General features: G+C 45.4%; 11 protein-coding genes. All 11 read right to left on the bottom strand.

Annotated features, from left to right (window positions below; translation table 11 throughout):
* Positions 1-3 precede the first annotated feature (3 nt).
* The 11 genes from H8704_RS10145 to rsmH all read right to left on the bottom strand — a co-directional run bounded on the left by H8704_RS10145 (position 4) and on the right by rsmH (position 14,407).
* On the bottom strand, positions 4-1,920 hold the full coding sequence (locus tag H8704_RS10145; protein ID WP_249298202.1) for a GGDEF domain-containing protein: 1,917 nt from the start codon (positions 1,918-1,920) through the stop codon (positions 4-6).
* A gap of 74 nt (positions 1,921-1,994) precedes the next feature.
* Positions 1,995-2,963, bottom strand: a complete 969-nt coding sequence (locus H8704_RS10140) for a type II CAAX endopeptidase family protein (RefSeq protein WP_249298201.1) — start codon at positions 2,961-2,963, stop codon at positions 1,995-1,997.
* Positions 2,964-3,090: 127 nt separating this feature from the next.
* Positions 3,091-4,257, bottom strand: coding sequence for a cell division protein FtsZ (gene ftsZ, locus H8704_RS10135; protein WP_249298200.1), 1,167 nt, complete (start codon positions 4,255-4,257; stop codon positions 3,091-3,093).
* 177 nt (positions 4,258-4,434) lie between these two features.
* Positions 4,435-5,292 carry a cell division protein FtsQ/DivIB gene (locus H8704_RS10130; protein WP_249298199.1) on the bottom strand — a complete coding sequence of 286 codons (858 nt, stop codon included), beginning with the start codon at positions 5,290-5,292 and terminating at the stop codon, positions 4,435-4,437.
* Between the two features lie 10 nt (positions 5,293-5,302).
* Positions 5,303-6,439 carry an FtsW/RodA/SpoVE family cell cycle protein gene (locus tag H8704_RS10125; protein ID WP_249298198.1) on the bottom strand — a complete coding sequence of 379 codons (1,137 nt, stop codon included), beginning with the start codon at positions 6,437-6,439 and terminating at the stop codon, positions 5,303-5,305.
* A 26-nt stretch (positions 6,440-6,465) separates the two neighbouring features.
* Entirely contained in the window at positions 6,466-7,818 is a 1,353-nt protein-coding gene (gene murD, locus H8704_RS10120) for a UDP-N-acetylmuramoyl-L-alanine--D-glutamate ligase (RefSeq protein ID WP_022464672.1), read from the bottom strand.
* A 30-nt stretch (positions 7,819-7,848) separates the two neighbouring features.
* On the bottom strand, positions 7,849-8,823 hold the full coding sequence (gene mraY, locus H8704_RS10115; protein WP_118678757.1) for a phospho-N-acetylmuramoyl-pentapeptide-transferase: 975 nt from the start codon (positions 8,821-8,823) through the stop codon (positions 7,849-7,851).
* Positions 8,824-8,927: 104 nt separating this feature from the next.
* Positions 8,928-10,688, bottom strand: coding sequence for a peptidoglycan D,D-transpeptidase FtsI family protein (locus H8704_RS10110; protein ID WP_249298227.1), 1,761 nt, complete (start codon positions 10,686-10,688; stop codon positions 8,928-8,930).
* Between the two features lie 55 nt (positions 10,689-10,743).
* Positions 10,744-12,717 (bottom strand): peptidoglycan D,D-transpeptidase FtsI family protein, encoded by a 1,974-nt coding sequence (locus tag H8704_RS10105; protein ID WP_249298197.1) that lies wholly within the window; start codon positions 12,715-12,717, stop codon positions 10,744-10,746.
* 34 nt (positions 12,718-12,751) lie between these two features.
* Entirely contained in the window at positions 12,752-13,294 is a 543-nt protein-coding gene (locus H8704_RS10100; RefSeq protein ID WP_249298196.1) for a septum formation initiator family protein, read from the bottom strand.
* 177 nt (positions 13,295-13,471) lie between these two features.
* On the bottom strand, positions 13,472-14,407 hold the full coding sequence (gene rsmH, locus H8704_RS10095) for a 16S rRNA (cytosine(1402)-N(4))-methyltransferase RsmH (protein WP_022464667.1): 936 nt from the start codon (positions 14,405-14,407) through the stop codon (positions 13,472-13,474).
* Positions 14,408-14,436 lie beyond the last annotated feature (29 nt).

Below are 14,436 nucleotides of genomic sequence, written 5' to 3'. Positions count from 1 at the left end.
ACACTATTCCCTGCGGCTTGCACGGATGCTGTGATGCCGTACCTTACAGTCATACATATTGTCATCCGCTTTCTTCATCAATTCATCGATCTCATTAACATTCTGTATGGATTCCATAATGATTCCGGTGCTTGCTCCCAACTCATACGCCTTCTGCTCTGTGGCATTCCACTGATCGATCCAGAAATGAAGCCGCTTTTCAAAAATCTTCACAAAATCTTCCGGTGCCGCCTCAGCACTCCAAAGGCACAGCGCAACATATTCATCTCCACCAAACCGGGCGCAGATTCCTTTTTCCCCTGCGGCTTCGGATAATGCATCGGCGATCGCCCTGATCGCCACATCGCCCTCGCTGTGTCCATAAGTGTCATTTATCATTTTCAAATGGTCCAGATCAACAGAAGCCATAAAGATCCGACGTTCTTGTCCTTCCAGCTCCCTCATCCGACGGGCAAACTCTCCGTAAAATCCCCGACGGTTATAAAGTCCCGTCAGCGCATCACGAATATACATCTCATACAGCTTGGACTGGTTTTTAACCGTACCAAGGATCTGTGCCATTGCCATCATAAAATCCTTCATCCGCTCATAATCCAGCTCCTGATCTCCACACTCCAGCAAAAGATATCCGTATACCTCCTCCTGCCAGTGCAACGGAAGATAAAGAACATACCTGCTTCTCTCCAGCATTTTATCCGGAATCATGTCAATACTGTGATTTTCCATTTCCTGCAAAGGAATGGTCATATGCCCATCCTTTCTCTCAATGAGAAGAAGAACGTGATCCTCTTCAAATCCCTTTGGCAATGGAATATCTGTATGCATACAAAACTCCCTGTTGACAAAAACCCGGCAGTCCCCGGTCATCATATCCGGAATACATTCCGGAAATCTTTTGATAATGTTCATCATGGAGTGCCCTTCTGTCATCTCCGTCATCATATGAAAGATCCGTTCAATATGTGCCTGCTTTATTTGCATGCGGGTATAAACATCAAGGATATGCTGGTTTGAAGTCTGAAAATGTATCTTTTTGCAGCCACAGGACTCACCATTGATAATATGAAACGGCACCGGCATGAATCTCGGAGCTGCTTCCGGATCAGCCTCCGTTTCCTGTATGATAGAGATAATCTGTTCTGCAATCTTCTTCTGATCCACCCGTCCCGTCGTCAGACGTGGAATGCAGTACTGGATCAGATCAATCCCGTCAAAGCCTGTTACAATAACATCCTGCGGCACGTGATATCCCCTCTCTTCCAGAACATTGATCACCGTTAATGCCATAGTATCATTGGCGCAGATGATCGCATCCGGAAAATCCTCTGTATTTTCCAGCCATTTTTCACAGATCCGGCGAGCCGGCCCGTTCCAAAAATCTCCATATGCAATATGCTCCGGTTTCACCGGCATTCCATTTTCCTGCAATACTTCCCGGAACGCATCCAAGCGTTCCTCCGAAAATGAGTTGCCTTTAAATCCTGCCATAAAAAAAGGATTATGTCTGTGATGTCCCTCAATGACATGACGCACCAGACGTTTAAAGCATGACAGATAATCCAGGCAGATATTAAAGCATCCCTCCATCTCATAATCTACTGTAATAACAGGAGTATTCACTTCCAATGCCTGATCCCGCAGCTTTAACAAAAGCTCCTTATGAAGGATCGTCTGTCCCATCAGGATCAACGCTGCCAGATCTTTCATTGGGATATTCTCAAAAATGGATGCTTCACCATTGGAATGTGGTGTTGGAAAATCCATCTTATCAAAGCATCCAAAAACCATGATCCGATATCCGTTTTCTCTGGCACTCTGGTAGATCGTATGCATCAGACTTGCATTTTCCTTATTCTGAAGCTGTGAAACACAAACACCGATTATATTTGATTTTGTATTTGTATGTGCTCTATTACTCATTATAGGCATCTCCTATTTTCTGCTTCGCCTTCCTTTGTTTCTACGCTTTATTATACTACATATTCCATCCTCTGTCACGCTCTGTCCCTTTTTCTGTACTGTCCCGCATAATATCTCAATCCAATAATGAAACAAACTGCAGCACCGGCCACGATCAACACAGATCCCCGGCTATATGCTTCCGGTGCATGAGTTTCCAACAGACTCAGGCCAATGGAGGTTGAGTTAAATGTAATATGCATGATCATGGATGCAAGGATTGTTCCCGTAACCTGCACTACCATTCCCAATAGGATACCCAATGCAAACGCATATAATCCCTGTATGACATTCATATGAAAAATTCCAAACAATGCCGCCTGTATGACATTTGCCGTCCAAAAGGAAAATGCCGGTTTCAATCTGTCCAAAATCACACCGCGGAATATGAATTCCTCTGCCACAGGTCCCACCAGCATAACATAAGGAACCGCAAGGACGCTGGCCGTAATATCCAGTGTATCCATCAGCTTTTCATAAGAAGAAAAGGCAGACGGAAACAGCTGCGCTGCCATCCCCACGATCACAGTCAGCACAATACATGCACCAAAGCCCAATGCCAAAGCACCGGCAATTCTCGCACCACCCAATCGTTCCCTATAGGAAAATGATCTTTCCCTCCACTGCCATCGGTAATATAATGTACCGCACCAGCCAATAGCAATCACAGCGTACACCAGAGAAATGATCATAGAATAATCATTGATAGACTGCAGCAGCAACATGGACAGATCTTTCCTGGTTCCTCCCTGCACAAACAATACATAGACTCCCACGGTGATCATACAAAGCATGGATGCCACAAACTGAACAACAAATGCTCCCAGCAATATCATCAGTGCCTTAAACACTGCAGATACTCTCAGCTTCTTCAACGCTTCGGCAGTCACACTGCCGGCTGCCTGATCCGCCAAAGAATCCATATCAGCCGGCTTTTTCTGATCTGTCACAGTTCTCCGTTCCAAACGATCCTCCTGCCCCATTTCTTTTTCCTGCTTATCCATCTCTTGCTTCCTCCCTGATATGATAAAAAGGTAATATAAACATTTTACCCTTCATTTCCACTTGTTACAAATATTTCCCATATAACTAAAACTGGGGCTGCCCGCCGACAGCCCCAATAGATATGTATTATTTCTTTCTCTGTAAAAATACCGGTATCTTAATCTCACCATTGTCAGATGCCTGCCTGTTATAGGCTCCTGCTCCCGGAGAAACAGGGGTTGCCGGCTTTTGCATAGACGGTGCGGAAACTGTCTTCTGTACAGAAGATGCAACCTGACCTTCCTTCGTAGCAAAATTGGTCTTCGGTACAGCAGTCTTCGTAAAGGAAGGAACGACATTTTTCTCCTCATCCAGACCTGTAGCGATAACGGTGATCTTGACTTTTTCTTCCATAGAAGGATCAACTACGGCACCAAAAATCGTATTACAATTCTCACCTGTGAGCTCCTCAATATAAGAAGCTGCGTCATTTGCATCAAATAACGTAATATCACCGGAAATATTGATAATAACATGAGATGCACCCTCAATGGTAGTCTCAAGAAGCGGACTGGAAATAGCCTGCTTCACGGCATCCAGGCACTTCTCATCGCCCTCACCAACACCGATACCAATATGGGCAATGCCCTTATCCTTCATAACTGTCTGAACATCTGCAAAGTCCAGATTGATCAGTCCCGGAACATTGATCAGATCCGTAATACCCTGAACACCCTGCTGAAGCACCTCATCAGCCTTCTTTAATGCATCCTCCATAGATGTTCTGCGGTCTACGATCTGTAACAGTTTATCATTCGGAATTACGATCAATGTATCCACATGCTCCTTTAACCGCTCGATACCAGACTGTGCATTGTTCATTCTGGTACGGGCCTCAAAGGAAAATGGCTTTGTTACGATACCAACAGTCAGGATACCCATGTCCTTTGCAAGCTGTGCTACGACAGGTGCTGCACCCGTACCGGTTCCGCCACCCATTCCACATGTAACAAATACCATATCTGCACCACGGATAATATCCGTAAGCTCTTCCTTACTCTCCTCTGCAGCCGCCTGTCCAATATCCGGAGATGCTCCTGCTCCAAGTCCCTTTGTCAGCTTCTCACCAATCTGCAGACAATTTGGTGCCTTACAGTTTAATAAATGCTGTTTATCTGTATTGACACAGACGAATTCAACTCCCTGAATTCCTTCCTCGATCATACGGTTAACTGCATTATTACCGCCACCGCCGACACCTATTACTATAATCTTTGCAGATGAATCTGACTCACTTGTCTTAATCTCTAACACGACTGCTCCTCCTCTTTCTGAAAATAATTTATCTTTTCTGTCATTGTCAGTGAATTCCTATCTCTAAAGCCTCTAAATCTGTCGAAAACAAATCAGCAATCTAAACCTACTCTATATAATACTAAGAATGCGTAGAATAATCAAGGAGAACGTTTGTTTTTTCTGTTTCTTTTCTCCCTACTGTTCTACCTGCTGATCTGCATCTGTACTATCATCTGATACGGTACTGTCTGTTCCGGAAGCGTCATCTGCGCTCCCCTCGTCCGGTGACGTGCCAGCCTCTCCGGAGGGTTCCACTGTACCGGTATCTGACGACGCATCCGCATCCTCCCCGGTAGTTTTCAGTATAATGCGGTCACCGGAATTGAAATTTTCCATGTCGATCGTCCCTGCCAGTCCCTTTTTGTTGGTCTTTTTCAACACACTGGCGAGGGCCGCCATATCATCATCATAAAAATCTTTCTGTCCCAGATAAACCTCTACCTTACCGGAATACAGTGTAACATTCTTGCCATCAAACTTGATCTGATCCACCTGTACTTTATAATGCCTGATCAGACGGGACAGGTTCATGATCGTCTCAAACAGAGAAGAATCCTTCACTTCAAAAGCTTCGTTCAACGTGAATTTACCAAATTTGATTCCTGTCACTACAGGCACACCATCCATGGGCTCTGCCAGACTCTGCAACACAACTCCGTCTTTATCGAAATAAATATATTGTCCCATATATTTCACACAGCCACTGATTGTTTTGTCATATACATGCAGAACAACGGCAGACGGACTTTTCCATTCCACATCGATCTCCTGCACAAAAGGCAGACACGAGACACGGCCCAGCTTGCTTTTTGCCAGAAAATAAAGAGTATGATAATCATATTTGTCTGACATGGCAGAAGAAATGATCTCCTGTTCCGAGTAAATCTCTCCGCCCTCCACCGTCACATCTGTTATCCTTAAAAACCAGAATACACCGGCGATGATCAAAAAGAGACCAAGGATCACTCCACCAATTATCTTTATGTGTTTCAAAAAATTCCTCCTATTTGCGCTTTATCCTTGCGGACACACTCAAAACCAGTCCAAATTCCATCATCATGATCAGGCACGCTGTACCACCGTAACTGATCAACGGAAGCGGCACACCGGTTGATGGAATGGTGTTAGTCACAACAGCAATATTGAAAAGCACTTGAATCGCAATATGTATCATTACTCCTACACAGATCATGCTTCCAAAAATATCGGGAGCATTGCAGGCAATGATCACAATGCGCCACAGCAGCACCAAAAATGCGATCATAACCAGTACAGCACCGACAATGCCAAGCTCCTCGCAGATTACCGCAAAGATCATATCATTGTAGGCCTCCGGAATATATCCCAGCTTCTGCATACTCTCTCCCAGACCGCTTCCTGTGATCCCTCCGGAGGCGATTGCATAAAGCCCCTGAAGAATCTGAAAGCCTCCCGGCGAATTTTCTATATCCAGCCAGGATGTGATACGCCCGGCACGGAAACCCCCACCGATCATGGCATATGCCGCAGCCAGTCCGAAGCCTGCCAGACCACAGACAACAAAGTATCGTTTACGCTTACTTGCCACAAAGCTCATTCCCACTGCGATTACCGTCACAATAATTGCAGTACTTAAATTTTCTTTTGCGATCAAAAGAATCGCCGGTGCGATATACATCATAACCTTCAAAAATCCCTTAAAGGTATCAAGACGCTTACGGGACAAATAGACGGCATATGCCACAAACATGATCACACCAATTTTCGTAAACTCGGACGGCTGAAACTCCATTCCAATCTTCAGCCATCTTCTTGCTCCATTGTGCTCAATACCAATCCCCGGTATCAATACAATGGTCTGCAGGATCAGACAGACCGCATAAAAAACATAAACCAGATTGATCTTTTTCAGATACAGCTCCCGGTAATCAATCCGTGCCATCAAAAGCATGCACACAACGCCACCGGCCATTCCCACAGCCTGCCTTGACACGAAACGGTAGGGATTACTGAATCTGCTGGTGGATGCGGTATAGGAGCTCGCACTATAGATCATCAATATTCCAAAAAGAGCGATCGCCACCGTCATAAATAAAAGCATATAATCAAACTGATAATAATAATGTTCTCTCTTCTGTCTGCTTTTTTGCACTTTTGCCATATTAAAACCCATGCCTTCCGGACTTATTATAATTGATTGACATATTCTTTAAACAGGGTACCCCTCTGCTCATAGCTTTTAAACATATCCCAGCTTGCACAGGCCGGCGATAAAAGCACGGCTTCTCCACTCTGAGCCTGTGCTGCACTGACCTTAACAGCTTCCTCCAGCGACGCCACACGGATAATATTGGTAAAACCTGCTTTTCTGGCTGTTGCCTCAATCTTGTCTGCTGTTGCCCCCAGAAGCACCAGACATTTTACAGTATCTCCAAAAGAATCAATCCATTCTTCATAGGAGGACTGTTTATCATATCCTCCGCCGATCACAACCGTCGGTGTTACCATTGCCTGCACTGCTTTGATGGCTGCATCCGGATTGGTACCCTTGGAATCATTATAATACCTGACTCCGTGAACTTCCCGGACAAATTCGATCCGGTGCTCCACCGCCTTAAATTCAGCGATTGCCTTGCGGATACATTCTACCGGCACTCCCATATGCATTGTGATGGCAACTGCCGCCATGACATTTTCATAATTATGTACTCCTAAAAGCTGCATATCATGGATCGTACATATTTTGATCTCTTCGGTATCCTTATAGATAATATCCTCTCCATCAAGCCAGATCCCTCTCTCCAACGGACGGGCACTGCTAAACCAGAAAATATCCGCAGGTATCTTATCTGCCAGCTTTTTCAGCTCCGAATCCTCATAATTCAGCACACAGATCTGATCCTTCGTCTGGTTTTCCGCAATTCTTGCCTTCGTATCTATATAACACTGCATCGTATGATGACGGTTCAGATGATCCGGCGTAATATTTAAAATAGCACTAACCTCCGGCCGGAAGGAATGAATCGTTTCCAACTGAAAGCTGCTGACTTCAGCTACTGTCACAGAAGAATCCTTCATCTCCAGCGCATACTCTGTATAAGGTAAACCGATATTTCCCACGACAAATACACTGTCGTAGTATTCTCTCATAATCGCACCGGTTAATGCCGTCGTTGTTGTTTTGCCATTGGTTCCCGTAATGGCAGCCAGACGTCCCTTTCCACAGACATAGGCCAGCTCAATTTCGCCCCATACCGGAATCTTTTTGTCCTGAAGCTTGATCACAAACGGAAGGTCTGTTGGTACACCGGGACTTAAAACTGCCAGATCCAATGTATCCATTACTTCCTCCGGAAGATTTCCGATGATCAGATCATATGTGATCGATTCCGGAATCTTCGCACGGATCTGCTCCCGGTCCGCTTTCTCGTTTCCTTCCAATACCACCGGCTTTGCTCCCTTGGCAGCCAAAAGCCGTATCGCTGCAACACCACTCACTCCAGTTCCCACTACAAGAACTCTTTTGTCTGTAAAATCCATGATTGCCTCCTATCTCATCTGTACCTTTATTTACAGTGCAGCTAATGCGATCAGACAGAACAATGCTGTCACGATCGAAAAAACAGCTACCACCTTGGTTTCCGACCATCCACTCTGTTCGAAATGATGATGGATCGGTGCCATTTTAAAAATCCTTTTTCCATGGGTGATCTTAAAATATCCTACCTGAAGAATGACAGATAACACCTCAATCAGATAGATTGCACCCACGATCAGTATATATAACGGCATCTTCAACAATAATGCTGTCGATGCAACAAAACCTCCTAATGCTAATGATCCGGTATCCCCCATAAATACACTGGCTGGATATACGTTAAATACCAGAAAACCCATAAGCGCTCCTGCTACCGCCGCACACACCGGAGCTGCCGTACTGCCGGTTCCGATCGCCACTACCGTAAAAAATACAGCAACCAATAATGTCACGCTGGACGCAAGACCATCCAGTCCATCTGTAAAATTAGTGCCATTCACCGTACCAACCATGACAAAAAACAAAAACGGAAGAAACAGTCCTATGGGAAGACTGATATATCTTCCCGTGGCAATCCCACCGGTAAAGGGAATCAGCATCTGCATCTCATAATGCAGCTGTTCGGTATAATAATAAGCAAATATCACCGTTACCCCAAACTGCAATACCAGCTTCTGCCACGCACGAAGTCCCAGCGACCGCCTCATAACCACCTTAATATAATCATCCAGAAATCCGATCAATCCAAATCCCACGGTTGAAAACAGAATCGGAAGAATTTCCGGATAATCCCGCAGATACAGTGACGATGTCACCGCCACAGAGATCAGTATGATCAGTCCTCCCATTGTAGGGGTTCCTGCCTTTTTCAGATGACTTCTCGGTCCATCCTCTCTCACATACTGTCCAAATTTGAGCCGTTTCAAAAACGGTATCACCACCGGACAGAGTATGATGCTGATGGAAAATGAAAGCAGTACCGGTATTACGGTATCGAAGTAATCCATGGCTATTCCTCCTCTTGCTTATTTCGGATTCTTTCGGTACCTTGATACTCAATAGGAGATTTTGTCATTCGTAATGAATATTGTAATCCAATCCATACGAGAAATCAACCCGGCTCTGCTGTCACGGTCTCCCCTCTTTCGACACCCAGATATGGCAGTGCATTGTCCAGCAGTTCTGAGATCACAGGAGCTGCAATCGTCCCTCCGTAATAAATTCCCTGCGGTTCATCAATCAGCACCAGCGCCGCTACCACAGGATGATCTGCCGGAGCGAATCCCATGCAGGAAGCAATATATTTATTACTGTGACGGGGAAGTTTTTCTGAGGTTCCCGTCTTTGCTCCCACCTGATATCCTTCCACATATGCTTTTTTACCGGAGCCTTCCGATACAACAGATTCCAGGATCATCCGCATGGTCTCGGAGGTCTGGGAAGATATGATATTTTCCTGCGCAGGATACGTCAGCTTTTTCACAGCGGTTCCATCGCTGCTTTCCAGCTCCACCCCCAAATGAGGTGTGATCCGGGTTCCACCATTGAGTATCATACTAATAGAAGAAAGAAGGCGGACCGGCGTCAACTGAAAAGACTGGCCAAAGGACATAGTTGCAAGCTCCACTGCACCTACATTCTCCTTCCGATGCATGATCGTCGAGGCCTCACCGGGTACATCGATCCCCGTCTTGCTCATAATGCCGAGCTGCTGCAGATAGTGAAACATGTTATCCACTCCCAGCCTTGCTCCAACCTCCATAAAAACCGGATTACAGGAATTCTGCACTCCCTGCACAAAGGTTTCTGAACCGTGGCCTGTGGTTTTGTGGCATCGTATCCTGCGATCCTCTACCACTTTAAACCCCGGACAGTGAAAGGTATCCTCCAGCTTTACCACCCCTGCCTCCAACGCTGAGGCAGCAACAATCACCTTAAACGTGGAACCCGGCTCATAAGTATCACTGACGCAGGCATTTCTCCACATTCCATTCAATGCCTCCTGCTTTTTCTTGTCCGACATATTCTTTGAAGAAGTTGTATTCAGCGTATACGGATCATTCAGATCAAACTCCGGAACATTTACCATTGCATAGATTTCTCCATTTTGCGGATTCATCATCACAATCCGGACACTTTTAGCCTTCTTCGCCTTCATAACCTTTCCGGCTGCCTGTTGTGCAAAAGACTGTATATTGACATCCAGGCTGGTATAAAGATTTGTTCCCGCAATGGGTTCGATACGCTCTTCCGCTTTTCCGTCAATCTCCAGACCTCTGGCTGTGGTCATCGTCAGAATGCTTCCATCCTGTCCCTGAAGATATTTGTCATAAGCCACCTCCATCCCTATGATTCCCTGATTATCCGCCCCGGTAAATCCTATCACCTTCGAGGCAAACTCAGAATAAGGATAGTACCTTTTGTAGTCCTCGTCCACCATCACGCCTGCAAGCTCCATATCACGGATCCGGTCTGAGATGTCCTTATCTACATTCGACTTGATCTTTTCGATAGAAGAAACCTTTTCCACTCTTTTCCGGACCTTTTCCTCCGGAAGCTCCAAAAGCTCCGACAAAACATGGATCACCTTTTCGGGATTCTGAACCTGGTTGTGAATCACGGAAATCGTGGATACCGGCTTATTGGAGGCAATCGCCACACCATTTCTGTCGTAGATAATACCTCTCGCCGCCTTGACAGTTCTCTGCCTCTGATGTACCTCTTTTGCCTTTTCTCCATAATAGTCTGCCCTGTTTACCATCAGATATAACAATCTTCCGGCAAGCCCTATCATAAAAAGTACCACCATGCCATAGACAAACAACAGTTTTTGTCTTTGTAATGTTCTGCTCTGCTTCAGATATTCCGTCATCTGCCGGATCACTCCGTTTCTTCTGACATTCCTTAATATCTATTAGCAAAACAGCTTAATTATTCATTCCGGTATCACCTTCTTCGTTATCCGCTGCGTTTTTGGCAACTCCATAACTGCTGTCGGAATAACCGCCATCCGGCACTTCCTGACCCAGATTGCTTTTCGTGGTAGACGGAAGTTTAAGTTTACTTGCTTTGGTAATGTCTGATTTTTTTCCGGTAGGATAAATCTCAAGCATCGGCAGAATATCCTTCATCAGACTGCTTGCAAACTCTGTTGCATAGGTACTGTGGGCCTGATCCTCTACATTTGGCTCATCAATAACCACATAAACCACCAGCTGGGGATTATTGGCCGGCACACACCCAATAAAGGATACCAGATATTTTCCATGGCCACGGGGAATCTTCTCCGCAGTACCTGTTTTACCTGCCACCTTATAACCCTTTACAGATGCCGGATTCGCCGTTCCTTCTTCTACTGTCGCCAAAAGGAATTTCCGGAGAAGCCTGCTTGTCTTTTCCGTGATCACCTTGCTTTCCACTGCGTCATCCTCCGATTGGATCACCGCTCCGGACTCGCTGGAAACTTCTTCTACTACATGGGGGCGATAATAATTTCCTCCATTTACTATTGCGGAAAACGCTGCCGCCATCTGTACCATGGTTACTGTCTGGCTCTGTCCAAAGCTGGAAGTCGCCAACTGTGTGGAATGCATTGTGTCGTTATTAAATACCGTACCGGTTGCCTCACCCGGAAGGTCGATCCCGGTCTTTCTGCCAAGTCCAAATGCATCCATATAATCAAGAAATTTTTCTTTTCCAAGCTTTGCGCTGATCTGCATCATAACATCATTGCAGGATACCATCAATGCCTGCCCCAGAGAGAGCGCACCGTGTCCACCGTATTTATTTGCCACACATTTAATATAACGGTCTGCCACCTGCTGTCCACCATCACAGACGTAGGTGCTGTTTGCACTTGCTTTTCCCTCGTCAAGACATGCCGCGATCGTAATCGGCTTAAATGTAGATCCCGGCTCATACGAGTCACTAATGCAGTAGTTTCTCCATAATTCATTTAATGCAGTAAGCTGATCTTCCTCCGACATGGAATTAATCTCATCCTGTGTATATGCTACCGTCAGATCTCTTGGATTATTCAGATCGTATTGCGCATTGGAACCCATGGCAACAATACCGCCGGTATTGGGATTCATTAAAAGACAAGCCACTTTTTTGGCTCCCATATTTTTCATAAATTTCTGAATATGCTGTTCCATAATACCCTGTACATTGACATCGATCGTTGATTTGACTGTATAGCCATTTGTAGCCGCTTTAATGGTTTTGACCAGATTCAGTTCTGAGTCATAATAACCAAACTGACGTCCATTGGTACCATTTAACATATCATTATAAGTATTTTCTATGCCCCAGGTACCGGTATTGGTATCGGTGCAGAAGCCGATCACATCACATGCTATTGTAGAATACGGATATTCTCTCTTGTACTCCTCTTCAAAATGGATCCCCCGGATATTCTCATCCTTGTCCTGCAGCTTTTCCAGTTTTTTGACATATTCCTTATCCAGTTCTTTAAAGTCCTTCATCTGATAATATCTCGAAGCAGGATTTTCTTTAAGAATCTTATCCACGTCGCTTCCTGATATTCCAAATACATTTTCCAAAGCATCCTTTGTGGGCTGGATATATTTCTTTTCTTTACAGATTGCTGCCGGATCCAGAAACAGATTATACACCTTGACACTTGTAGCAAGCTTATTGCCGTTAACATCCAAAATGTCGCCTCTTTTATAAGGAATCGCATTACTGCTGTGGCTCTGCTGTGCCAGCATCCTTTTCGTATAGTTGTCTCCTTTGACTTTATTCAGACGGACAATCTGGTAAGTCAGTCCTATACATCCTAAAATAACAAAACCAAACACCACTAAAATGCGTACTCGCATTGAACGGGTGCTTGGTTTATTTTTATAACGCGTATCTCTTGCTCTTCTCTTTGCCATTACAAATCCCTGTCCTTATTTTCCGGAGCATTGGTTATTTAGAGCTGCCGGGAATATCTCCATACTGTTTCACCATATCGCTTTTTTTATTATCATATTTATAAACCTGATTGTCAACCGGCTGGATCATCCCCAGCTCTCCTGTAGCAATCTCATAAACCTGGGACAGATCGACAGAATCCATAATTTTCTGATATGTGTCCTCGTTTTCCTGTTTCGTTTCAGCAATTTCTGACTGCAGCGCGATCACATCATTTTTCATCTGCGTAATTCCTGACTGTACCTGAAGATAGATAAATGCCGCCACGACAACAACAATTGCTGCCGCCGCAAGGAACAGAAAAGAGGACAATTCCATAGACGCTGGCAGTGCCACCGGCTTCTGCTGTGGATACACCTTGGCTTTTCTTCTCCTGACCGGCTGAGTTCTTCTCTCCGGCACCTCCTCCAGCTGATGCGCCAGATTGCCATACACATACCCATTTCTTCCCTGTCGGTAGTTCTCCCTCGGATAGCGTCCGCTTCGATAAGAACCGCCCGTACGGTTTGAACTGCGATAATTTGGTGATGCTGCCATAATTTGCCACTCCTCCCTGCTTTCTTTTGCCGCCATACCCCTGTGGCATAACGGATATCGTATCACAGATTTTTCTGTGTAATATTCTGACGGTGCCCGTAATCCGCACCGTCGACCTTATTCAACAAACTGCGAATCCCCCAATCCGCAAGAATTTGTCGTGCCGAACTATTCGGCTTATATATGTTCAAATACCCTGAGCTTCGCACTCTTGGAACGGGAATTTTCCTCCAGTTCCTTTTCTGATGGAAGAACAGGTTTTCTCGTAAGCACTTTTCCTTTGGACTTTTTGCCACAGACGCACACCGGAAAATCCGGTGGACAGGTACATGGATCCTGCGCCGTCCGAAATGCGTTTTTCACAATGCGATCCTCCAGGGAATGGAACGTAATAATACAAAAACGTCCGCCCGGTGCCAGCAGGTCGATCATCTCACTGATATGATCCTCCAGTACCGTCAGTTCCCGGTTCACCTCAATACGAATGGCCTGAAATGTCCTTTTAGCAGGATGACCGCCCTGTTTCTTAAACTTCATCGGAATCGACTGATCTACAATCTCTGCCAGTCTGCCGGTGGTCAGCACCGGTTCCTTCTGACGCTCCTGCACAATATGCTTTGCAATATTTTTGGCAAATTTATCTTCCCCATACTTGCGAATTACCTGAAATAATTCGCTTTCTGTGTACTCATTTACAACAGTGGCTGCCGTTACCTCCTGGCGGTTATCCATCCGCATATCAAGTGGGGCATCTTCCCGATAAGAAAAGCCTCTCTCTGCTGCATCCAGCTGATAAGAGGATACTCCCAGATCCAATGTGATGCCATTGACTCTTTCAATTCCAAGATCATGAAGAACATCCTTCATCGCCTCATAATTGCTTCGAACAATGGTAACCTGATCCTTAAAATCAGCCAGCCTCTTTGTCGCCGCCGCAATGGCATCCTCATCCTGATCGATCCCGATCATCCTGCCATCCGGCCCCAGTCTGCGGCATACCTCATAGGCGTGTCCGGCTCCTCCCAGTGTGCCATCTACATAAATTCCATCCGGCTGCACATTCAAAGAATCAATCACTTCCTGTAACAGCACTGACTTGTGAGCAAATTCCATATCGTCTGTCTCCTTCCGGCTGTGAAACC

This window comes from Jutongia huaianensis (assembly GCF_014384985.1).
GTDB lineage: Bacteria > Bacillota > Clostridia > Lachnospirales > Lachnospiraceae > Jutongia > Jutongia huaianensis.
The sequence above is the reverse complement of the archived record's forward strand: the minus strand, read 5'-3'. Positions and strand labels throughout refer to the sequence as shown.